Source organism: Furfurilactobacillus siliginis (genome assembly GCF_001437435.1).
GTDB classification, from domain to species: domain Bacteria; phylum Bacillota; class Bacilli; order Lactobacillales; family Lactobacillaceae; genus Furfurilactobacillus; species Furfurilactobacillus siliginis.
The window spans coordinates 135,135-158,551 of the sequence record NZ_JQCB01000002.1 but is presented as its reverse complement, the minus strand read 5'-3'; the positions used below and the strand labels follow the sequence as shown (position 1 = coordinate 158,551).

24 protein-coding genes and 1 other RNA gene are annotated in these 23,417 nt (G+C 44.6%); 5 read left to right on the top strand and 20 right to left on the bottom strand.

Translation table 11 applies throughout. The features are described 5' to 3' along the window. Window positions 1-73: 73 nt before the first annotated feature. The 3 genes from IV55_RS10620 to IV55_RS02170 are packed head-to-tail and all read right to left on the bottom strand — an operon-like array spanning window position 74 to window position 1,635. Window positions 74-208 carry a hypothetical protein gene (locus tag IV55_RS10620; RefSeq protein WP_272946580.1) on the bottom strand — a complete coding sequence of 45 codons (135 nt, stop codon included), beginning with the start codon at window positions 206-208 and terminating at the stop codon, window positions 74-76. A 24-nt stretch (window positions 209-232) separates the two neighbouring features. Continuing rightward, on the bottom strand, window positions 233-751 hold the full coding sequence (locus tag IV55_RS02175) for a DNA-3-methyladenine glycosylase I (protein WP_057808901.1): 519 nt from the start codon (window positions 749-751) through the stop codon (window positions 233-235). A 17-nt stretch (window positions 752-768) separates the two neighbouring features. After that, window positions 769-1,635: an aldo/keto reductase gene (locus IV55_RS02170; RefSeq protein WP_057808899.1), complete on the bottom strand. Its 867-nt coding sequence runs from the start codon at window positions 1,633-1,635 to the stop codon at window positions 769-771. 148 nt (window positions 1,636-1,783) lie between these two features. On the opposite strand from IV55_RS02170, the gene IV55_RS02165 reads away from it, so the two are divergent. Then, entirely contained in the window at window positions 1,784-2,458 is a 675-nt protein-coding gene (locus IV55_RS02165) for a YoaK family protein (RefSeq protein ID WP_057808897.1), read from the top strand. A 214-nt stretch (window positions 2,459-2,672) separates the two neighbouring features. Here IV55_RS02165 and IV55_RS02160 read toward each other — a convergent pair whose 3' ends face one another. Further along, window positions 2,673-3,551 (bottom strand): DegV family protein, encoded by an 879-nt coding sequence (locus IV55_RS02160; RefSeq protein WP_057808895.1) that lies wholly within the window; start codon window positions 3,549-3,551, stop codon window positions 2,673-2,675. Window positions 3,552-3,710: 159 nt separating this feature from the next. Next, window positions 3,711-4,130 carry a MarR family winged helix-turn-helix transcriptional regulator gene (locus IV55_RS02155; protein ID WP_057808894.1) on the bottom strand — a complete coding sequence of 140 codons (420 nt, stop codon included), beginning with the start codon at window positions 4,128-4,130 and terminating at the stop codon, window positions 3,711-3,713. A 211-nt stretch (window positions 4,131-4,341) separates the two neighbouring features. Here IV55_RS02155 and IV55_RS02150 point away from each other — a divergent pair, with 211 nt between their 5' ends. Then, window positions 4,342-6,045: an NFACT RNA binding domain-containing protein gene (locus IV55_RS02150; protein ID WP_057808891.1), complete on the top strand. Its 1,704-nt coding sequence runs from the start codon at window positions 4,342-4,344 to the stop codon at window positions 6,043-6,045. 227 nt (window positions 6,046-6,272) lie between these two features. On the opposite strand, the gene IV55_RS02145 is transcribed toward IV55_RS02150, so the two are convergent. Further along, on the bottom strand, window positions 6,273-7,124 hold the full coding sequence (locus IV55_RS02145) for an SDR family oxidoreductase (RefSeq protein ID WP_057808889.1): 852 nt from the start codon (window positions 7,122-7,124) through the stop codon (window positions 6,273-6,275). A gap of 101 nt (window positions 7,125-7,225) precedes the next feature. Between IV55_RS02145 and IV55_RS02140 the strand changes: the two genes are divergently transcribed. Then, window positions 7,226-7,993, top strand: coding sequence for an SDR family oxidoreductase (locus tag IV55_RS02140; protein WP_057808887.1), 768 nt, complete (start codon window positions 7,226-7,228; stop codon window positions 7,991-7,993). 2 nt (window positions 7,994-7,995) lie between these two features. Here the strand turns inward: IV55_RS02140 and IV55_RS02135 are convergent, their stop codons facing one another. The 8 genes from IV55_RS02135 to IV55_RS02100 form a co-directional block, all read right to left on the bottom strand. Beyond that, on the bottom strand, window positions 7,996-8,427 hold the full coding sequence (locus IV55_RS02135; RefSeq protein ID WP_057808885.1) for a MarR family winged helix-turn-helix transcriptional regulator: 432 nt from the start codon (window positions 8,425-8,427) through the stop codon (window positions 7,996-7,998). Window positions 8,428-8,501: 74 nt separating this feature from the next. Then, window positions 8,502-11,045: an ATP-binding protein gene (locus IV55_RS02130; protein WP_057808883.1), complete on the bottom strand. Its 2,544-nt coding sequence runs from the start codon at window positions 11,043-11,045 to the stop codon at window positions 8,502-8,504. Next, window positions 11,045-12,127, bottom strand: coding sequence for a carbamoyl phosphate synthase small subunit (locus IV55_RS02125; RefSeq protein WP_057808881.1), 1,083 nt, complete (start codon window positions 12,125-12,127; stop codon window positions 11,045-11,047). Before IV55_RS02125 ends, IV55_RS02130 begins: the two co-directional genes overlap by 1 nt. A gap of 52 nt (window positions 12,128-12,179) precedes the next feature. Next, entirely contained in the window at window positions 12,180-12,725 is a 546-nt protein-coding gene (gene pyrR, locus IV55_RS02120; protein WP_057808879.1) for a bifunctional pyr operon transcriptional regulator/uracil phosphoribosyltransferase PyrR, read from the bottom strand. Window positions 12,726-12,786: 61 nt separating this feature from the next. Beyond that, complete coding sequence (locus IV55_RS02115) at window positions 12,787-13,740, bottom strand: RluA family pseudouridine synthase (protein WP_371858860.1); 954 nt, start codon at window positions 13,738-13,740, stop codon at window positions 12,787-12,789. Between the two features lie 6 nt (window positions 13,741-13,746). Then, window positions 13,747-14,244, bottom strand: a complete 498-nt coding sequence (lspA, locus tag IV55_RS02110) for a signal peptidase II (RefSeq protein WP_057808877.1) — start codon at window positions 14,242-14,244, stop codon at window positions 13,747-13,749. A 41-nt stretch (window positions 14,245-14,285) separates the two neighbouring features. Then, entirely contained in the window at window positions 14,286-15,950 is a 1,665-nt protein-coding gene (locus IV55_RS02105) for a formate--tetrahydrofolate ligase (protein WP_057808875.1), read from the bottom strand. A gap of 48 nt (window positions 15,951-15,998) precedes the next feature. Further along, the gene (locus IV55_RS02100; protein ID WP_057808873.1) at window positions 15,999-16,376 is read right to left on the bottom strand and encodes an EbsA family protein; all 378 of its coding nucleotides are present in this window, start codon (window positions 16,374-16,376) and stop codon (window positions 15,999-16,001) included. A 57-nt stretch (window positions 16,377-16,433) separates the two neighbouring features. On the opposite strand from IV55_RS02100, the gene IV55_RS02095 reads away from it, so the two are divergent. Continuing rightward, entirely contained in the window at window positions 16,434-16,838 is a 405-nt protein-coding gene (locus IV55_RS02095) for a ribonuclease HI family protein (protein WP_057808871.1), read from the top strand. Here IV55_RS02095 and IV55_RS02090 read toward each other — a convergent pair. From IV55_RS02090 to IV55_RS02070, 6 genes are all read right to left on the bottom strand, one after another. Next, a complete protein-coding gene (locus IV55_RS02090; RefSeq protein ID WP_057808869.1) occupies window positions 16,831-17,922 on the bottom strand; it encodes an NAD(P)/FAD-dependent oxidoreductase in 1,092 nt (363 codons plus the stop codon). The genes IV55_RS02095 and IV55_RS02090 overlap by 8 nt on opposite strands. A gap of 432 nt (window positions 17,923-18,354) precedes the next feature. Continuing rightward, a complete protein-coding gene (locus tag IV55_RS02085) occupies window positions 18,355-19,869 on the bottom strand; it encodes a carboxypeptidase M32 (RefSeq protein WP_057808867.1) in 1,515 nt (504 codons plus the stop codon). Window positions 19,870-19,879: 10 nt separating this feature from the next. Then, the gene (locus IV55_RS02080; protein WP_057808865.1) at window positions 19,880-21,025 is read right to left on the bottom strand and encodes a THUMP domain-containing class I SAM-dependent RNA methyltransferase; all 1,146 of its coding nucleotides are present in this window, start codon (window positions 21,023-21,025) and stop codon (window positions 19,880-19,882) included. A 116-nt stretch (window positions 21,026-21,141) separates the two neighbouring features. After that, window positions 21,142-21,515: RNase P RNA component class B (gene rnpB, locus IV55_RS10140), an RNA gene on the bottom strand. A gap of 19 nt (window positions 21,516-21,534) precedes the next feature. Continuing rightward, the gene (gene gpsB / locus IV55_RS02075; RefSeq protein ID WP_057808862.1) at window positions 21,535-21,945 is read right to left on the bottom strand and encodes a cell division regulator GpsB; all 411 of its coding nucleotides are present in this window, start codon (window positions 21,943-21,945) and stop codon (window positions 21,535-21,537) included. A 65-nt stretch (window positions 21,946-22,010) separates the two neighbouring features. Next, on the bottom strand, window positions 22,011-22,571 hold the full coding sequence (locus IV55_RS02070; RefSeq protein ID WP_057808860.1) for an SLOG family protein: 561 nt from the start codon (window positions 22,569-22,571) through the stop codon (window positions 22,011-22,013). 219 nt (window positions 22,572-22,790) lie between these two features. Between IV55_RS02070 and recU the strand changes: the two genes are divergently transcribed. Next, window positions 22,791-23,402 carry a Holliday junction resolvase RecU gene (gene recU / locus IV55_RS02065; protein ID WP_057808857.1) on the top strand — a complete coding sequence of 204 codons (612 nt, stop codon included), beginning with the start codon at window positions 22,791-22,793 and terminating at the stop codon, window positions 23,400-23,402. The last annotated feature ends 15 nt before the right edge of the window (window positions 23,403-23,417 follow it).

Sequence of the window (23,417 nt, the reverse complement as noted above, 5' to 3'; positions counted from 1 at the left end):
GCTCGCTACTTCCCGACTTTTATCCCACTCTCATTCATCAAATGCCGATCACTGGTCGACAGCACCGCGACGATCATGCAATCATCACAATGGAATGCTTTCGCGCTTCACTCTTGTGCATGGCGTGTAACCCACCATGGCGACGCTGTCTACCACTAACAGGCATTTGATTAGCTTCAGCATACCAAGCTACTGACAAAGTCGCCATTTAACTGCCTGTTAGCACAAAGTCTTAACGATTTAAGACCTGATCTTGGATCATCCCACTTGCCTTCATAAATAAATACGTCACCGTTGGGCCGACAAACGTAAACCCGTGCTGCTTCATATCTTTCGCAACCGTCCCAGCAAAAGGCGTCGTCATCTCAACCTCATCCTCGTTTTCATAGGTCTTTGTATGCGGCACCCCATCCACAAATTGCCACATGTAATTTGCAAAGCTGCCGTATTCTTGCTGAACGCTAACGATGGCCCGGGCATTTTTGATCACCGCACGGATTTTCCTCTGATTATGAATCATATCAGGATCTGCCATGATTGCATCAATATTTTCGAGATCCATGGCGGCGACCTTTTTAATATCAAGATTGGCAAAGACCCGACGGTACACTGGTAATTTGCTGGCTGCCACTTGCCAATTCATACCAACTTGAAAGACGCCGACTAACAAAAATTCAAACATCAAACGATCATCGTGTGTTTCATGTCCAAAAGCGCGTGAATATTCCTCTACACCAGCTGAACGTGCCATGTGCACCCGTCTCCTTGTCAGTTATGATTTTGATTATCGTAAGTCGTGGAACGTTTTAAGAAGGCTGCATCCGTTGGATCAGACCCAACCCGGGCACCGGTGTCTAAGCCCGCAATTTTCGTCATTTCTTGGTCTGTTAACGCCTCGTCAAAGACATGTATATTTTCAGCGATTCGGGTTGTGTGCGTCGATTTGGGCAATGCAATCGTTCCCCGCTGAATATGCCAACGCAAAATAACCTGCGCCGCTGTCAGCTGATGGGCAAAAGCAATGTCTGCAATGACAGGATCCGTTAGCACCTGGTTTTTTCCACCGCCCAGTGGGCTCCAAGCTTCGTGGAGAATATTATTAATTGATAGATACTCTCGCAGTTTTGTTTGCTGCAGGTACGGATGTGTTTCCACCTGGTCGATCATTGGCTGAATGGTCGCAGTTTCCATCAAATGTTCAATCTGTTGCGGTTCAAAGTTAGATACGCCGATTGCACGAATCTTGCCGGCACGATACAAATCTTCCATCGCCCGCCAATTTTCTTCATACCCTTCGGCTGGCCAGTGAATGAGATATAAATCAAGATAGTCAAACTTCAACTTGGCTAATGTTGTATTGAATTGATCAATCGTTGCTTGATAACCACGAATGTTGTTCCAAACTTTTGATGTCACAAATAAGTCTTTACGATCCAGCCCACTTTGACGCACACCATCACCAACCGCCGCTTCATTGCCATAAAAGCTTGCGGTGTCGATGTGTCGATAGCCGGTATTAACCGCTGTCTTGATGCTGTCGATCACTGTTTGTGCATCATTGACACGAAAGACACCTAAACCGATTTGGGGGATGTGGACGCCATTGCTTAATGTTTGATAGGGAATCTCTGTCATGAATAAACTCCTTTAATTTCTTCGCTACGTTTATTATTCACCGTTCGGAACGTCGGTTCAAGGATTGATTGCTGACAAAACTAAGCCAGTGCTAACTAGCAGTCACGTGCTATGATGAAAATAAATCATTTTAGAAAGGAACTCTGCGATGAAGCATCCTGTAGATTCAGTTAGCAATCATCAAATTAGCGTTAATGTGCTGGTAGCGATGGAATTGGCACTCGTCGCTGGCGCTATCGAAGCAGATAGTTTTGTCTTCCACGGCAACATCTTTGCGAGTTTACAATCGGGAAATTTAATTATGCTTGGTGTTAACCTTGTCGGTGGTCATTGGCTAGCCGCACTGCACCGAATCGTCCCATTGATGGCCTTTTTCATAACAACCATGCTTGTACGCTGGCGTCAGCATCAGACTGCCGGCCAGGACGTTAATCGATTAATAACACGCCTGTTTCTTGGCGAAGGGTTCCTTTTAGCAATCAGTATGGGCATTAATTCGTTTGGTGATAATTGGCCGGCCAGTTGCTTGTTAGCAAGTGCTGCTGCCATTCAATTACAAACAGTGCGTACTGTTAACGGTCAGCCGTTCAACTCGACCATGATGACCGGTAACGTCCGACTGAGTGCGGTTTTGTTGACCGATGCGCTACTAAATCGGCAATGGGAAAAACTAAGCCAGAGTCGACACCTTGTTCTGATTTGGCTTAGTTTTGGGATTGGTGCGGCCTGCTTTGCACTGTTGGTACCGTTACTGCAGCAATGGTCACTATTACCTGGCGTCATGATTCTCATCGCAGTTATTCCACAAATTATTAAAAGCTAGTCTGACCCGCGCCATCGCAACAAGCCATAAAAATAACCTGAGACAAAAGTGAATTTTTGTCTCAGGTTATTTTTAATGAACGCGTTTAAATAATGTAAACGTGGGTCACAAATCAAGTCGTTGTGCAGACGATAAACTAACTGCCGATGTGAAGCAACCCATGGGCTAGTTCTGAATCTTACTCACAACTTCCCAATTTAGCCCATTATAATAGCTAATCTTCATATGCGCGTTGGTAATCAATAATCCAAGCAAGTGCTAATGCCTTTTCGCCTAAATGCGTGCCAATAACTGGACCAAAGTAGCTCAGCTCAAACGGCATTTCAGGAAATTGCTTAGCTAACTTATCCCGCCATGTTTGTGCGGCAACTGGATCATTACCGTGAATCACGATTCCGCGCAGTGGATAATCAGCCTGCGCCTGTGCTTCCGCAAACAGCGATTCAACACGTGCTAATGCCTTTTTAGTTGAGCGGACCTTTTCAAAGGCCACAATCTCGTGACTATCTGGATCAAAAGTCAGCAGTGGTTTGATTTTTAGCACGGATCCAATAAAGGCACTGGCATTAGATAACCGACCACCGCGAACTAAATTCTGTAAGTCATCAACGACAAAGTACTCGCCAATAGTGGTACGCATTTCGTCCAAGCGGGCAATAATTGCATCAGCATCTTGCCCATTACGCACCATACGAGCAGCTTCTAAGACAAGATAGCCCATTAACTTGACGGTGATTTCTGAATCATACGGAATCACTTTGATGCGATCGGAAACTTCGGCGGCAGCGCCTTGCAGAGAACCGACGAACCCTGAAATCGTAGAAGCGAGATGAATACTAATCACTGTATCATAGCCTTCGTCAGCTAAGTGGTTGTACAAATCAAGCATCTCACCTAAAGGCGGCTGTGACGTGCTGGGAAATGATTTAGACTCACGTAGTAGTTGATAAAATCCTTCGGTGGTAATGTCAACGCCTTCGTTAAAAGTTTTACCATCCACGATAAATGGAATCGGCACAACATGAATCTTGTTTTCTTCAACCTCGGCTTGTGACAGATAAGCAGTACTGTCGGTAACCACGGCAATTTTCATAATATGGTGACCCTCTTTAAATTCAAAGTAATCCGACTGCGCAAATCAATTAGACGCAATCTAAAAAGTATTCGTCAATTTTAACACAGATGAAAACAGGCAACCACCAAACAAAACGTCTGGTAGCTGCCTGGCATTATTTAAAATGCGTTTGAATAATTATTTGTTAGTCCGCGTCAAACTTGTTTCCAGCCGGTTCAGCAAGATTTGTAGCAAGTTCTTTTCTTCATCGGTCCACTTATCGAATACTTGAGCCGTCATCTGCTCATAATCAGCATCAATCTGAGTCAACGCCTGCTGACCGGTAGTGGTCACAGAATAAATCAACTGACGGTGGTCGCGACCAGTGGCCTCTTTATCGATCATTTCTTTTGCACCCAAGCTTTTCAATTGGCGACTCAACGTCGATGTGTCCAATTCCGTAGCCTCTGCTAGTTGTTCTTGCGTGGTGTGCCCTGCGGCAAGATTGCCTATCAGTTGCCATTCAGCAATGGTCAACTGTTGGCGCTTGGTGAGTGCTAAAAGATTGGTCCGATGAATCTTTTCACCATCACGTAATGCTGTCAAACTTGGTTTCATGCGTGCACCTACATTCTTTAAAGTTTTCTTAATCCGTTTTGTATTATACAATACTTAAATTGTCTTGCACAAGTAACTTTATTGACAGTCTTGTTACAAAATTACGGATATCGCCTACCCTATGCTTTGCCTTGTGTTTTCGAGACAGCTATAATGAAGAGCATTGTAAATAATCAAATACTGTTAATTAAATTTATGAAGGAGGTTGCTCATGTCATTTGACGGCGCCTTTACCCACGCAATGGTCAGCGAACTACAAAGCGCTTTAGTTGGCGGTCGCGTTGCTAAAATTTCACAACCCTATCCAAATGAAGTGATGCTGACTGTTCGTAACAACAGTCATAACCAATCACTGCTGTTATCTGCACACCCAACCTATGCGCGTGTGCAAATCACCACCATCCCCTATGCAAACCCAGCAACACCCAGCAATTTTACCATGATGTTACGCAAATACCTGGATGGCGCTATTTTGGTCAAGCTGGAACAAGTTGCCAATGATCGTATCGTACAACTGACCTTTAGTGCCCGCAATGAATTGGGCGATCAAGAAAGCATTGCCCTCATTGTTGAAATGATGGGCCGCCACAGTAATGTCTTTCTTATTGATCGCGGCGATAATCGAATCCTCGATTTAATCAAGCATGTTAATCCAGATCAAAATCGCGTTCGGTCGCTACTACCAGGTGCGACTTATATTGCCCCACCTGCGCAAGATACTGTCAATCCATTTGTTGACCATGAAGCGGTTACTGACCTAGTTGCGACCTATCCTGCTGCACCCGTCTTAGCGAAGGCCTTGCAAGAAACATATCAAGGACTTGCTAGTGACACAGCGCATGCATTGGCCAACGCACTACATGAACCGGGGCAAGTGACAGATTTATTTGATGCTTTCTTCGACCACTTCAACCATCCAATTCCAACTCTAAATCAGTTTGCGTCTAACAAAACAAGCTTTAGCGCCTTCCCAATTATCAACGATGCCATCACAGGTATGCAAAACTTTGAAAGCTTGAGTATTCTGCTGGACTTTTTCTACCAAGATCGTGCTGAACGTGAACGGGTCAACGAACAAGCTGGTAACTTGATTCACATCGTGCGAAACGAATTAAAGAAGAACCGCAGTAAATTTAAAAAGTTACAACAAACCATGGCTGAAACTGAGCATGCCGATGAATTCCGAATCAAAGGTGAATTATTGACGACGTATCTTTATCAGGTAAAACGTGGGATGACCAGCATCTCACTACCAAACTTTTATGATAATGACACGCCAATGACAATTACCCTTTCCAACCAAATTGGACCCTCACAAAATGCGCAGAAGTATTTCAATCGCTACCAAAAGTTAAAGAACGCCGTTGCCTTTGTCACGGAGCAATTGGCAAAGACGCAAGAAGAAATTGACTATCTCAGCAATATTCAAGCACAAATCGAATTAGCTAGTCCTAAGGACATCAACGAAATTCGGTTAGAGCTTCAACAACAAGGCTATATTCGCGTTCATCAGAAACGTGGCGCTAAGAAGCCACGGCTGCAAATCAGTCAACCTGAACAATTTCATTCGACGGATGGCACGTTGATTTCAGTTGGTAAAAATAATTTGCAAAACGATAAATTGACGCTTCATACAGCGAAAAAAACCGATCTGTGGTTCCATGTGAAGAACATTCCTGGATCTCACGTAATTGTGCACAGTGATAACCCAACTGAACAAACCATTGAAGAGGCTGCCAGCCTAGCTGCCTACTTCTCTAAGGCACGTGATTCAGCCAGTGTACCTGTCGATTACGTCAACGTAAAACGTATCCACAAGCCAAACGGTGCAAAGCCTGGCTTTGTTATTTACGAAGGTCAACATACCGCTTACGTGACGCCAACGACAGACTTAGTTAAGCGTCTACAAGGATAGCGTAACAACGACATAGCTGAGATCGCCCTTTATCCTGAGCTTATAAAGTTGGCGCGTCACCACAGCTTCACCAGCGACTAAAGCAAAAGCAAACAACCCCGTTTTAGATTACGACAATACGTAATCTAAAACGGGGTTGTTTATATTCCCAGAAATACGACAAAAATGAACGATCCTAGCGGCGGTTACTGCACTTGTGTGGCAACGCGGTACCCGGGCAATGCACGCTACAGTTTAGCCAGTTCACGCGTCAAATAGTCTTTGAACGTCGTTGGTTCACGATCCAACAGCATCCGTAGAACGTTTGAATTGCCATCAAGCCCCCAGTTAGTATAACTGTTAGCAAGTTGCGTGAACCCAGCACGCAAATACAAATCCTGCATATTCAGTCCGTCTAAAAAGTCTTCGACAGGAATATACTCAGCCCGTGCCTGTTGTCCAGTAAGCGCATTAAACTGGTCAACTAATTCAACTGGTGACATTGGCTGTGTGCCAACTAACTCATAAGTAGCTTTATCATGCTTAGCAGGTTCCTCGATCACCTTTGCAACCACTTCAGCCACGTCTTGCGGGTCAACGTAGGCAATTGGTGACTGAATATCATAAAACATTTTATACTCACCAGTCCGCATGACAGTTTCCACGTCAAAGTTATGCATGTAGTGCATTGGTTGTAGGATCGTATATGGTAATTGTGAGGTCATACCTTCGTAAATCAGATGTTCCTCCACATCACGTTTGGCAACATGTTGCAATAAGGTGGTCAAAATCGGATGTGTGACGGAAATGAAGACAAATTGTTGTAGTTGTTTTTTGGCAGCCAGATCAACTAATGATTTACCAATCAAAGCCTCTTCTGGTGAGAACAATGGTGGAATGTAAACAATCTGATCCGCAGCATCAACGACTTTTTGTTGAAATTTCAGATCGGTTAAGTCACCAACAAAACTTTTTTGAATGCCTGGTAATTTTGTTACCTGTTCATTGATGTCCGTTGCAGCAACCGGTAATCCTTGTGCAACAAGATATGAAACAATTTGACGGCCAGTGTGACCGGCGGCAGACGTTACTAAAATCATGAGTGAACCCTCCTTTTATGCTTTCATTGTAACAAAAATCACAAGTTAAGTGCAAGCGCACTTAACTTGTGTTACAATCTTGGCAAAAGGAGGAATTCATTATGCAACTAGACAATCATCACGTACTCATCACTGGCGGCACTTCAGGTATTGGTTTGGCTTTTGCAAAGCGGTTTATCAAACATGGTAGCGAAGTTCTAGCCGTTGATTATAGTCAAGAAAATATTGATCGTGCAACCGCTGAAGTTCCCGCTTTAAAAACGTACAAGGCTGATTTAAGCAACGCTGAAGCACGCCAACAGTTGGCTGACTGGGTCGCTGATAACTTTAGTGACCTTGACATCATTTTAAATGATGCTGGGATTCAGCACTGGGTTAACTTTAACCACTTAACCCATGACTGGGCCTGGTATCACCAAGAATTGGCGATTAACTTAGAAGCGCAACTACATTTGACATTATTATTCTTACCAATGATTACGGCGGCTCCTAATGGTGCGGTGATTAATGTTTCCTCTGGATTGGTCATCAACCCAGGTGCATGGGTACCGATTTATGCAGCATCTAAAGCTGGTGTACATGCTTTCACAGAAACACTTCGTCTACAATTAGAAGATCTCCCGACCCATGTGTTTGAAATCTTACCACCAGCCGTTGATACTTCTTTGGGCGGCGAAAGTATCCATTCTTACGGGTCAAACTTAGATGAATTTGCCGACGCGGTATTTGACCAACTGTTAAACGATGAGCCTGAAATCACTTTTTCGACATCACAAGAACAACTTCACGCTGACAAAAAAGCCAACCAGCAACAGACCGTCGCTAATTGGCATTTGTTTAAAGATAATCCAACATTTAAAAACGCTTAACATTATAAGGCGGCAACTTGTGTACGCAATACCGCAACTTGCTCATAACCAGGTAATGCCGGTGCTGTCGTTGTCAGCAATTGCTGATTCACTTCGTCAACAACGACCTGTACCTGCTCAGCAATCTTTTCACCCATTGATGTTAAAAACAAACGAGTCGCCCGGCCATCACGCGGGTGGCTTTTTTTGTCGACCAACCCTTGGTCGATCAGGTGGTTAACTGCACGTGTAATGGTGCTTGGATTAACATGCACCACTTCACTAAACTCACGCTGCATAATCCCGGGATTAGCTGCGATTTTCAATAGATAGAAATAGTTTCCAGCTGTTAGATTGAGTCCTTTTAGTCGTTGATTTAAACGTTGATCTAATTCGGCCGCCAACTGTGCAACCTGTTGTGCCATGTCTGGCACAGACGAGCTGTTTTCGATCATGTAGTACCACCTTCCAAACGAATCTGTATACTGCAATTGAACAATTTGTAAAATACATAAAGGTCTAAATCAAACTACCCTTTAATAACGAACTGACGGGGAAACGGCACCTGTAACTTCGCACCTAACTTGAATTGAACCCCTTGTAACGGCAAACTTGGGTGCCACCGTAGATCGAGTCGGCTAGCAACGTCGATCATGGCCACGTCATCGGTAGTCGTTGTTTTAAACGCCCCTTGCTCTAAATGTTGTCGATCTGCCGTCGTTGTTTTATCCAACAGAGCTCGAACTAATAAGCGGACCCAATTAATACCCGTGCCCTTGTTTAATAAAGCTAAGGTTGTAAATGGCAATGCTGTCGTTACCATACGTGAATGACCACTTAAGGCAGAGAAAAGCGTTTGATAATAGCCACTTTGACGCATCGCACCTGGTTCAGCAGCAATACCTGGCACACCTTGTTCAGAGGCTTTAAGTGTTTGCCGATCATGTGCAACAGCAGTCTGGGCAATTTCTTGAGGGTCAGCCACACCAATTTTACTGGTATGGAAAACCACTCGCGTTAAATACTGATCGCCATCCTGTGCAGACTTAGGCGCCTTGTCCTTATTAATGACAATCACATTCTCATGACGCAATCGCAAAGCACCGATTAGCTTAAGTCGGTTACCAGGCACGAAAATCCACTTTGGATGTTCCAATTCGATGATGGCTAAAACATCGGAAATTTCTTGTGGTTCGAGGTATTGCTTATCACCGAGTTGTGGAATGAGGCTAAGCGCATTGGGGTTATTGCTAATGACAACCGTTTTGATACCTTGCTGATGCAGTTCACTAACGACGGTTGTCATCACATATTCACCGGCTGCGCCATCGCCTAGTCGAAATGCACCCGTTGTGACTACCAACGCGACATCACCGCTTTGAGGGGTACTTTCGTTTTCAAGCTCATATGTTGAATAAAATGACGGAACTGCTTCAGAAAATTCGCCGGCCGTTGGTTCTAATGTCTTGAAGGTGGGGATAATGCCAGCAGAATGCGCTTGATTCATGACCGCATCCGCATTAGTTTGCCATAGTTGCGCAATCAGGCCATCACTGAAGCCATAATATTTAGCACGATGTAACCAGTCAACGTCCCCCGGATGTTCAGCCACGCTAACTTCTAGCTCATAAACATTTCGTAACTTATGGAAATAAAATTCGTCCATCTGTGTCAATTCAGCTAGTTCATCAGATTGATAGCCGCGTCTAATTGCTTCCAGCAGCAACATGATCCGGTTATCATGCGGATGAATCAATTGCTGAATCAGATCATTATCAGATAACTTCGCTAACGCATTGAAGGCAAAATCACGATTGTGGTAGTGAGCTGCCCGCAACGCCTTTAGCACTGCCTCCTCAACGGAACGGCCAATTCCAAGCGTTGCACCCACGGACTTTTGGACCGTGGTCAACTGTCGGTCAACGGTAATGCCGCGGCGCTGTACCTCGTCAAAAGAAAAGACCGGCAAACGCACAACCACATGATCTAATACCGGTTCAATCAACGCTGTTCGTTTGGCAAAACCACTTGGGAGCTTAACTTCAGCCAGAGACACACCTAGCATGACATTAGCGGCTACTAACGCAATTGGATAGCCACTGGCCCGTGCCAATAAACTAGAAACGCGGTCGTAATAAGGATCGACCTTCATGACGAAATAATTATCATGAACTGGGTCCAAGGCAAATTGAATGTGCATGAGCCCAACGACTCGTAGTCTTCGAGCCACACGAAAGGCAGCCTGCCGGAGTTTTTGGTACTCACGATCAGTCAATGTTTGAATCGGTGTAATTTCAATTGAGTCCGCTGCATGAATGCCGACTGGATCCATGTCCTCTAACGCACCAAGCAATAATTCCGTACCGCGAGCGTCTCGCAGAACCTCAAAGGAAACCTCCTTCAAACCCACGATGCTTTGATCCACAATCACTTGATTAGTTCGCGAACGTGCAAAAGCTTCAGTTAATGCATCGTCCAATTGATCGGCACTTTCTGCCAGAACACGATCACCTTCGCCACGCGGTGCTACAGATTTAACGATCACAGGGAAACCAATTTCACGGGCTAAATCAAAGGCTGCCGAAGTTGAACTAGCGACTTGTGATTGAATCACGGGTTCATTTAATTCTCGCAATGTTTGATTCATTAAAGCTGGATTATTGATAAGACGAACAGTTGTTAATGGCACGCCTAAAACAGTTATATGCCGATCATCCAGATAATCATGCGCAATCAGTTCTTCAATTGTCCGCATCGCGTCACGGCCACCAACTACCGGAATAATGGTTGTAATGTGCTCACTTTCAATGACCTGACGAACAGTTCCTAGGTCTGTCGGGTCACCCATCACAACGGTCGCACCACAAGGGTTGTCCATGGTAAATGAATACGGATTGTCATTTAAATAGACGGCATCAAGATTGTGTCGATGCAAAACAGATAACGTTTGGTAAGCTGCAGCGTCAAGTTCTGTTTCATGACCAAAATCATTGGCGCTATCGCCTAACACGAGGATGCGTTGGCTTTGGCTTGAATCTGTCTCAGCAGATTGCTTATTTTCATTTGCTGTCATTAACGTTGCTCACCTCGTGTTCCCGTTAATTCGATGAAGTCATCGAAGACTTGCGTTGCTTCCCATGGGCCAGGCGCGGCGTCTGGGAAAAACTGGACTGAAAATGCCGGATAATCACGATGCCGCAAGCCTTGAATCGAGCGATCAATTAAATCAATATGCGTAATTAATAACTGATTACGATCAATGCTATCTCGATCTACGCCAAACTCTTCAGCTTGGGCAGCGTACATAATGCGATTGGTAATGATTTCTCGGATTGGATGGTTCATACCTTGATGTGCTACTGGTAAACGCTCAATGGTCGCATCATTGGCTAATGCAAACAATTCATGTCCTAAACCGATGCCCAACATTGGAATCCGTGTTTCCAACGTTTTTATCATGGTCAAAACGCTTACTGGTAAGTTACGCGGGTCACCAGGGCCACTGGATAACACGATGCCATCTGGATCCAAATTTAAAATTGCGTCTGCACTGGTTAAGTACGGCATCACAGTGACATTGGCCCCACGTACAGCAAGTTCCCTTAAAATGCCACTTTTAAGACCAAAATCAATCACAACAATATTATGACCCATCCCAGGGTTCGCATAAGGCCGTGGTGTCGCAACTTGTGCAACTTGTTGATTGGTCAAGACAGTCGCATTCAATTGATCAAACGCATGCTCATCAGCAACATCGACAATGCTGGCATTCAAAGGACCCACATGCGTTCTCAATTTACGAACAAGTTGCCTTGTATCAATTCCGGAAATACCTGGAATATTATTGAATCGTAAAAATTGATCTAAACTGAGTGTCCGTTGACGGTTGGTGGATACCTCAGCGACTTCGCGAACGACCACACCCTTCGCCGTCGGTAAAATTGCTTCATAACTTTCATGGTTAACACCGACCGCGCCAATCGTCGGTGTGCTAAATACGATTATTTGATTATGGTAAATCGGGTCGGTAATGATTTCCTGGTAACCAGTCACACTGGTGTTAAACACGATGTTCCCACTGGTTGTTGCAGGTGACCCAAATGCCTGTCCCTTATAGGTAGTTCCGTCTGAAAGAATTAAGTAGCGCTCTGTCATCTGCAGTAAACCCTTCTTCCCTCATGCACAAAACACGTTAATAACAGTATGACTACTTAGTTGCCTCGTCAGCTGTGACAATTTCAACACTGTCACGTTGGTCAACTTCCTCGACCGATACGCGAATATGTTCATTTTGAGCAGTTGGAATGTTTTTTCCAACAAAATCAGCCCGAATTGGTAATTCCCGATGCCCGCGGTCAACTAAGACAGCCAAATTGATACTATTAGGCCGTCCAAGGTCCATGATGGCATCCATTGCTGCTCGAATCGTCCGACCGGTATACAAAACATCATCGACTAAAACGACCTTTTTATCAGTGATGGGTGCTGTTAAATTACTGATTGCATCCTTACTAACAGGTATGTTCACACTGACATCATCACGGTATTCACTGACATCTAATTCACCAACTGGAACAACAGTATCTTCTAACTGATGTAGTCTAGTTGCAATTCGATGTGCTAAAAAGACACCACGCGTCTTTACGCCGATTAATACTAAGTTACTAATCCCGCGGTTGCGCTCAATAATTTCGTACGTAATCCGGGTCAATGCGCGTTGCATTGCCATTGCGTCAACAACTTCTTTTGCCATGTATATTTTCCCCTTATTCAGATGTTGTTTAAATTTATGCTGGTGTCATTATACGCCTGTCTCAGCGCGCATCTAGTTGATCAAGCATCTCTGTAAACCAGGTTGGCAGCGGCACCGTAAATGTTAATTGTTCACCGGTCCGGGGATGCTTAAAACCAAGCGTTTTTGCAGTTAGGTACTGACCATTGCCAGGAAGTGTTTTCTTAGGTCCATAAAGTGGATCGCCAGCCAATGGATGACCGATATAGGCCATGTGAACCCGGATTTGGTGCGTTCGACCTGTTTCTAATTCACAACTCACCAATGTATATTTTTGATATCGTTTTAAAACGGTGAAATGAGTGACCGCATGTCGTCCACCAGCAACAATCGCCATCTTTTTACGATCTTTAGGTGATCGTCCCACCGGTGCATCAATGGTACCCTCATCCTCACTGATAATACCGTGAACCAATGCGACATATTGTCGCTGATTCGTTTTCGCTTTCAACTGTGCCGTCAAACTCTGCTGTGCCAGATCATTTTTGGCCACCATCAAAAGGCCAGAGGTGTCTTTATCAATTCTGTGAACGATACCAGGCCGCAAGCTCCCGTTAATTTTAGATAAGGGACTATGATACAACAACGCATTCACCAAAGTATGATTTGGATGCCCAGGTGCAGGATGTACAACCATGCCCTGTGGTTTATTAACGACCAAAACATCGTCGTCTTCATAAACAATATCTAAATCAATTGGCTCTGGAACTAAGGCAATTGGCTCTGGTTTCCGATCAACAAAGCTGACCGTATCATTCAAAACAACCGCATTTTTATTTTTGGCGGTCACGTGATTTAGCTGCGCGCGTCCCTCATCAATGGCAATTTGGGCCTGAGAGCGTGTAATTCCAGCTAAGCTGCTCAATACTTTATCAAACCGACCTGTTTGGGCAGTCGACTCGATAACGAAAGTTTGTTCAACTGGCATATCTGTCAAATCATGTTCAAAATCATCAATTTTATCGTCTATTTGCATCTATGACTAACCCTTTCGCATCCTGGCTGCATGCCGGGGCCCCTTTTTGGTTGATGGCTGATCATCACGATCAAAGATTACCGCAATAATCAACAGCACAACGCCGATTGTCAGGCACCAATCAGCAAAGTTACTGATTGGAAAATTCTTAACAAAATCGAATTGGAACATATCGACGACATACCCCAAACGAATGCGATCAATAAAGTTGCCAATGGTGCCAGCAAGCATGAAACTAATGCCCCACATGTATAAACGTTGGTGCCGTAAACGCCACATTGCATATAGCAATACCACAACTGCAACAGCCGTAATTACATAAAAAACATTCATTTTTCCTGATAGAATTGACCACGCAGCCCCGTCATTACGCAAACTTGTCAATGACAATAAACCAGGAATGAGTTCATGTGTCGCACCTAATGTAATACTCGTGCTCACATAGTACTTAATGCCTTGATCAGCACCAATTAAAAGAATAATAACGATCCAATAATATGCCATATGTCCTCGTGGTTAGCCCACGACTCCTTTATTTAAGCGACTTAAAAAATTCCTGAAATCACACCATCGTCTGTAATGTCCATATCCAGTGCAGCCGGATGTTTAGGTAATCCAGGCATGGTTAGAATGCTGCCGGTTAAGGCAACCATAAAGCCTGCCCCTAACCGAGGTTCAAACGCACGAATGTGAATATCAAAATCCGTTGGCGCACCCAATAACTTAGGTTGATCCGATAATGAATATTGCGTTTTAGCCATGCAAACTGGTAGTTTGTCCCAGCCACGTTTTGCAAAGCGACGTAATTGGGCTTTCGCATGTGGCTCTAGGACAACCCGCCGACCACCGTAGATTGTCTGCACAATCGCGGTCGCCTTAGTAACGATGTCGTCAGTTGGTTCATACAAAGGCGTAAAAGTGCTAGGCGTTTGTGCAGCTCGAACAACCGCATGGGCAAGGTCAGTTGTCCCTGCACCACCATGCGCCCATTCGTCGGCCTCGACAGTTTCAACGTCATACTGCGCACAATAATCCTGTACAAGCTTAATTTCTTCAGGTGTGTCTGAACTAAAGGCATTGACAGCGACCACAACAGGAACTTGGTAACGCTGCATACTTTCGATATGTTTGCCAAGATTGGCCAATCCAGCCTTTAAAGCTGTTAAGTCTGGCGTTGTTAACTCCGCTAAGGCTTGACCACCGTGTAATTTCAGCGCACGTACAGTCGCAACTAATACAATTGCTGCTGGAGACTGTCCCAGCACTGGAACTTTGATATCGAGGAACTTTTCGGCCCCTAAATCGGCACCAAAGCCAGCTTCTGTCACCGCATATTCGCCGAGTTGTAAGGCTGTTCGCGTTGCTAAAACACTGTTACAGCCATGTGCAATATTCGCAAAGGGACCGCCATGGATAATTGCCGGTGTTCCTTCAAGCGTTTGGACCAAGTTAGGCTTAATGGCCTCTTTTAACAGCAAGGCGATGGCGCCACCAACCTTTAAGTCAGCGACAGTGACTGGCTGACGGTCAACATTTTCTGCAACCACCATCCGATTAATCCGTGCTTTTAAATCATGTAAATCAGTTGCCAAACATAAAATGGCCATAAGCTCACTGGCAACGGTGATATCAAAGTGATCTTCGCGTGGTGTACCTGAAGTGGGACCACCCATGCCAATGACAGCATTTCTTAAAGAACGGTCATTAATATCCAAAACACGATGCAAAGAAATCCGCCGTGGATCAATATTGAGTTCGTTACCTTGTTGGATATGATTATCAATTAATGCCGCCAACGTATTGTTAGCAGTTGTTAACGCATGGAAGTCGCCGTTAAAATGCAAATTGATGTCTTCCATGGGCGCGACTTGCGCGTACCCACCACCAGTGGCGCCACCTTTCATACCCATTACTGGACCCAAGGAAGGTTCGCGTAGTACTAGGACAGCACGTTTACCAATTTGACGTAAACCATCGCCTAAACCGACTGTTACCGTCGTCTTGCCTTCACCGGCTGGGGTTGGGTTAATGGACGTCACTAGAATCAGTTTGCCTGCGGTGCGTTTTCCACTTAATGGCAAATCAATCTTAGCTTTATAACGACCATAAGGTTCCACTTCATCTGCAGTTAAGCCTGCAGTTGCTGCAATTTCACTAATTGGACGCAGCTTGCTACGCTGTGCAATTTCAATATCTTTTAACTGAGCCATTAGATTCCTCCCATAATTAACGCTAACAAGCCACGTGGTATACTTCTACTAAGCGTTTACTAACTGTTCAATCGTATTTAAAGCGTGCTTAGACAAACGTAGTGCATAGTGCTTACCCTGCACCTCAAATTGCCATGTATGTCCGGTAAAGGTGTGCTGTTCTAGTTGCTGAATATTAACAACCAGTGATCTGTGGGCCAGCAAACGCCGAATACGAAGATTCTGCCCATCAATGATGATTTGACGTCCAATAAATTGCCACAACAAAAACAGTAAGAATAAACCTGCAATAATGATTGCTGGCCAATTAAATTTAGCCATTTCATACTGAAAAATAACGCCGCCAAAGAAGAAAATGGCAGTCCATGACCACACGATGATTGCGGTCAGCCCACTTGGGCGATAAAAAAAGCGGTGTTTTGTCATTCGTTTGCAGACTTCCTTTCTTCGCTAACTTCTATTTTACCAAATTTAAGGGGAAACATGATTATCAAACTTTATGTAGATGCTGCCAGTAATGCACAGCACCCAACTGCCGATAGCCAAAGCGGCGCCGGCATTCTAATTATTGAAAATGGAACTCAGCATCAAATGAAGCAAATCGTGCCAGCACCAGATAATCACCAAGCTGAATTTTTGGCAGCTATTGCGGGATTTTCCGCCGTGGCTAAAATGACTAACACTGATACAACCGTCATGTTTTTTACCGATAGTCGTCTGGTCGCAGATGCTGTTGGTAAAGGAAGTATGAAGCACTACCCGGAGCTCACGACAGAGCTATTAGCCCTTCAAGACCATTTTCAATTGGTCATTACGCAATGGATCCCTGAGCGTGATAACCATGGTGCACATCAACTGGCTTTACAAGCGCTGCACAGTATTAACTAATGTACTGCGAGGTTGCTTTGGTATATCTTTCTGTAGCCACGGTTTGACCAATCGCCATTTGCGCCAGTAGCTGACCAATCAATGGCCCCGTGGTTAATCCCGACGAGCCTAAGCCACTGGCAACAAGAATCGACTCATGACCGACCAGCGTTCCGAAAAACGGTGCAAAGTCCTGCGTGTAAGCTCTAGTTCCTACGCGAATCCCAGTAATATCCTGCGTTGTCAACGTCTGCGTTACGCGATTAGCCGATGCTAACAGGTCATTTTCAACTTCGACAGAAGGCGTCAAATCAAAGCCCTGGTCATTTTCATGGGTTGCACCCACAATAAGTTGTCCCGGTGTTGTCGGAATAAAATCGCGCTCACCTTCAGGCATCAATACTGGTTGTGGCTGAGTCGTCTGATAAACCGGCGTCTTTAACTCAAGCAGCTGGCCTTTTTGCGGCCGAACTGCCGTGGTTAATCCAAGCGGATTGAGTAATTCCGGGAGCCACGCACCAACCGCTGCAATCACAAGGTCAAATTTTTCTATCTGACCGTTCGCAACGAGATCGCCTTTTTCGTTAAATGAAACGCGGCCAGGTCGAGGTATGACGTTCGCCGCCTGCTGCAACTGCGCACAAAAAAGCTGACCATCGATACGTGCGCCACCCGTTATCAGGATGCCTGGCGCGCTGTGGTGAACAAATGGCAAGAGTGCTTTGATTGAGGCCTCATTTAGACGATAGATTTCCCCCATCGTTGGTGCGCTATCACGTCGCTCGTAAGCAAGCTGCTCAAGCGCGTCCAAGTCGTCACTATCGTCTCTGGTGATAATCGTTCCTGTACGTGCGAAACTTGTCCCTGTTAAATGCGCATCAATGGCTAATTCGTGAAATAAACCAGCCCCGTCACGGGCTAACCGATACCATTGCTGGTTACGTCGTTTTGATAGCCATGGTGAAATGATTCCGGCGGCTGCCTTTGTTGCTTGACCAGTCCCGTCATCAAACATGATGATTTCAACACCAGGCTGCTGATGCAAATAAAATGCGGCAGTGCTGCCGACAATTCCACCACCAATGATTGCAATTTTTGTTGGCATAGTCTTTGTGCCACCCCTTTTCCAATTACATTCAAGCTTAGCATACAGACACTTAAAAGTTGCTTAAAGCATTAAAACAATCTGCACGTGGCACAAAAGTTGGCAGCAATTTAAGTTTTAGATCAAAATAATAATGGACCGTCGTGAGCAAGACCTGGAACGCCCGTACAAGTTGATCTAAAATCCGGTAGGCAGTTCGTAATCTGAACAGCGGCTTGCCTTTTGTCCCACGTTTAATAACAGAGCGAGATCAAGCCTGTTCTGAATCCGAGCAAGAATAAAGACGGTGGTAGTGGCTTTAGCCACGGACAGCGGCTAGATTCTGCACAGCGATTCAAGGCTTGAGACCGCGTTTTCGCTGTTTACTCTCACAAATCAAAAATAGGTTGGCGACAAAAGTGTTTTTTGTCGCCAACCTATTTTTCCTCAATTTTAATACTGATAAACGCGTTCATAAACTGTACGTTGATAAGCCAACCAATATTTTGCAGACAACGGTTCCCCAGTTGCTGCCAAAATAAGGTCGTTTGGTTCCTTACTACCACCAAATTGATGAATGCGTTGTACGCGCCAATCAATCAGTGGTTGAAAGTCACCGTTGGCTAACAAGGTCTCAACATCCAGTTCCTCCTGCATTGCATGGAAAATTTGACCAGCATACAGATGTCCCAGCGCATAGCTTGGGAAGTAGCCCATGTCTCCACCTGCCCAATGAATATCTTGCAAAACACCCTCAACATCATTATCAGGTGTGATGCCAAGATACTGTTGATACTTTTTAGCCCACAACATTGGCAGTTCATCTAAATCAAGATCTTCGTTAAAAATCGCTTTTTCAAGTTCATACCGAATGATAATGTGCAAAGGATATGTGAGTGGATCTGCCTCTGTCCGAATTAAACTTGGTCGTGTGACATTGAAGCCTCGAACAAATGTATCTAAATCGATATCACTGAAGATTTCACCCGTCAATTCTCTGAACCTTGGATAAGTATGCTGCCAAAAAGCGGGATTTCTGCCTAGAAAAACCTCGTTAAATAAGGATTGGCTTTCATGGATTCCCATGGAAGTACCACCTGCTAACGGTGTGTTATCCCATTTAGCGACGACATTTTGCTCATACAATGCGTGGCCCGCCTCGTGAATCGACCCTAACAATGACATTTGAAAGTCATGATCGTCATAACGTGTTGTAATACGGACATCGTTACGATTCATGCCGATAGTAAATGGATGCATGGAAATATCCAAGCTACCCTTCGTGAAGTCAAAGCCAAGTTCCTGAACAATCGCCTCTGACAAATGGTGCTGTGTTGTTTGATCAACATACCGGTGCATAAATTGATCATTTGGCTGCTGCCCAGGTCGAACGATTTCGGCATTGATTCGTTCAATTCCACTTTGTAATTCAGAAAATAACGGATCGAGCTTCGCGACAGTCATCCCAGGCTCAAATTGATCTAAGAGCACGTCATATGCGGTTGCTTCATCAGTCTTCCAATAACTGATAAAACGCTTTTTGGCTGTTACAATTTGCTTTAAATAAGGTAAAAATTCAGCAAACTGCTGATGTTTGCGAGCGCTTAACCACACATTTTGCGCTTGACTTAATAATTTGGTATAGGCAACGAATTCGGCTTCCGGTAATTTAGCTGTACGCTCATAGTTGCGTTTAACGCGACGATAAATTGCCTGCCCATCCACTGTCAACAAGGAACCGTCAGCTTCAAACAAGTTCAATAAAGCCGTCATTTTAGAGCCGGTCTCTAGTTGAAAATGTCGCTGATTAAAATAGCCAACTAGTTCTGCGCGCTGCGTACCTTCCGCACTGGGCATGTAAGTATGCCCGTCCCAATCCAATAACGAAATAGCATTTTCCAATAACGCCATTTCTTTAAGCAGTGCACGAAAATCCTGTTCCGCAGCACTCATCGCAGACTGTGTCATATTACCCTCGCTAGTTATCGTGATGCCATTCAGGCTTGCCCCAATATTGGTACAAATCTGTCCGCAAGGCACCGTTATAGAGTTTCCGTTTCTTTGTTGCGCGCTGACCATAAACAGTCTCAAAGTCTAAATCACTGGTCAAAATATACTTACTCCAAGTCTTTAATGGCTTGAAGGCACGACCCATTCCTTTATAGAGACGTTGAACACTTTCTTCATCACTCAACCGTTCCCCATAAGGTGGGTTGGCAACAATAACCCCATTTAATTTATCTGTTTTAAAGGTCGTTGCATCACCTTCCGTAAAGTGTACGTCCTGGCTCAATCCAGCGGCCTGAGCGTTCTTTTTGGCAATGGCAACCATGTCTGGGTCAATATCACTCCCAGAAATATCAAATTCGCTGTCGTAATCAGCTGCATCATCAGCCTCATCGCGGACGGCATCAATCATATCTTGTGGGAACCATTCCCATTGTTCGCAAACAAAGTGCCGATTCATTCCAGGAGCGATGTTGCGTGCAATCAGAGCAGCTTCAATTGGTAATGTCCCTGAACCACAAACTGGATCCACAAACGGCATGTCCTTAGGATTCCAATGTGTCAACAAGATCAGTGCCGCAGCCATATTTTCCTTCAATGGCGCAGAACCTTTGGCCACCCGATAGCCACGTTTAAACAAAGAATCGCCAGTTGTATCCAATGTCAACATTACTTGATCTTTATTAATTGCAACTTCTAGTGGGAATAACGCGCCGGTTTCAGGCAAACGTGTCCGCCGATGGTAAACATCGCTTAATTGGTCCACAATCGCTTTTTTCACGATGGCTTGGGCATCCGGCACACTGTGCAACTGTGAGTCACGTGAGCGTCCTTCAACCGGAAAGGCTGCATCCATTGGTAACAGCTGGTCCCAGGCAAACGCACGGGTCGCATCAAATAATTCCGTAAAGGTAACGGCTGGAAATTCCTTAATGATAATTTTAATCCGGTCAGCGGTACGCAACCATAAATTGGTTCGAACAATATCCTTAACAGTTCCAGAAAAACGGACCCGACCATTTTCAACCTGTGTCTCATAGCCTAGGTCACGTAATTCACGACCGACTAACGCTTCAATACCGGCGGCACAAGTGGCCATTAACTCAAATGTTTGCATAACTTCTCCTCAGTGCGTATCAGCTCTTGTCCAATACGGTTAATTAGTGACATCTTACCATTTACAACCAAAAAAAGAGACCCCTCACACGTGAGAAGTCTCTGCCTGCTGCAAATTTCTGTAAGCCATGTTTTGTACATCGTAAGCCTCAGGCGCAGCTTACTCCGTGGTAATCATCTATCTCAGGACACAAAGTCCTCCCCCACAATCAGTTCAGTTACCTATGTGAAGCTCCCCTACCGTAGTTTGGGTTTCCCGCTCGAGGGGTTTACCGCGTTCCACCCAGTCCGTTTCCGAACTGGTATCGTCACTGTGGCACTTTTCAGGGATACTCAGGCATAGCCGAAACCGTAGCCGTTTTTTCCCGCCGTTACCTCAAAGAGGTACCTCAGCTTATTTTTTCACTGAGCACGAACACTACAGGCATCACAGCCTGTGCGAGCATGGACTTTCCTGACGCAACATAAGTTACGCCCAATTACCCGAAATTTGCATTGGTTAACAAAGAATTATTCGGTCCAGCCAGATTCAGAACTTGTGTTAAGTTCTTCTGATTGTCCCTGTGGTGCCACACTTTGGTTGCCATTATCTAACTGAGAACCAAACACGTGGCGTTCCAAATTGCTAAGCCGCTTTAAAATGTCCATATTCGTGACACTGTTATTGGCTTGGCTAGTCGTTTCTGGATTGCTGGAAACGGTTTGACGTGCATTTACTTGACGCGTCAAGTCGTCTACTTTACCAGATAACTGTTCATTTTCAGCACGCAGCTGGGAAACTTCGCGGTTAAATGTCTCATAGTCCTTGATTACTAAGTCCAAGAAGCTATCAACATCGGTTGGGTCGTAAGCTGAACCCATCCGTTTTTCCTTGAATTCTTTTTGCAGAATGTCCTGCGTTGAAAAATTGATTTCTTGCATGAAAGTTACACCTCATCTATTTGTCGAAACACGACTTAAAATATTGTAGCGCAAGTTGACGTAAATTAAAACGACTCACGATGATTTTCTTCATATTCGTTGGCACTTTCTTGAAGCCAGTCGAAATCCATCAGCGTTAAACCATAGGGATGGTCGTCCATAAATGCCTTAATGGCAAGGTAATCGTACGTCGGCTTACCCTCATGTTCTAAATCATATACTAAAAGTGCTGCATCCGTATGTGAAAGCATAAAGGCTTGGTAATTTTTTAATTGTTGTGGCGATTGATAAGCATGCTCAGACACGGTCGCTGAAAAATCAACCTGCGTTTTTAACGATGTCAGTAGTGCTTGATTGTTTTCATTCCAGTTACCACCAAATTCTGCAAATGGTAACATCATGGCCACCTGAATTTGCGGATAACTTTTTTTCAAATCGGTGGCGACATCGATCACCCACTGTTCGACACCAAGCTGTCCACCTGTGATGATCCAGTCAACACCATTTTCAATTTGATTTTGTAATGCTTCCTTTAATGCATACTTCAGGATGGTCAACTTAGGATCTTGATTACCAAACACACCCAGTTCATAACTGCGATAGCCACTCACCCATAAACGACTCATGTGTTGTTACCTCCCTGTAATTAATCATAGTCTGCCATAAGTCACGGTAAATCAGCAACTTCTCGTAATATTCAACACATTACATAACAGAAATCATCGATGTTTAGCAATTATTAAAGTATTAAAGCTTCGTTACGACTATGTTACCAACCTGTGCAAACCGCGGTGCTTCGTGTAAATCTGATATAATAAGTTCATTATAAAGGAGCGTGGTTTTTAGTGAACATCCGTTACCCCAACGGTGCAGCGTACCACGGACCAAACCAAGCGGCTAACAAACAACCAGTCACGACCACTAGTTATAGTGATCGTGGTATGTCATTAGAAGCTGAGCTGAACGAAAGTAACCAATATTACTTGGCAAACGATATCGCGGTGATTCATAAGAAACCGACCCCGATTCAAATCGTCAAGGTTGATTACCCTAAAAGGTCTGCTGCAACAATTCGGGAAGCCTACTTCAGGCAACCGTCAACAACTGATTATAATGGGGTCTATCGTGGTCATTACATTGATTTCGATGCTAAGGAAACCAAAAACAAAACATCGTTTCCCCTCAAAAACTTTCATGAGCACCAGATTATTCATCTTCGTGCATGTGTGAAGGCTGGCGGTATTGGCTTTGCCATCATTCGCTTTACAAATGAAAGCAAGACCTTTTTGTTACCTGCAACAACGCTATTCGAATACTGGGACGCTCAGGCACATGATGGTCGTAAATCAATTCCCCGCGATGTCATTGAAGACGCTGGCTTTTTGATTCCATATCATATGAATCCTTTGATTCCCTATCTTAATGCTGTTGATCAATTGATTGCAGCACAGAAGTAACTGTTTAAGGAGAGC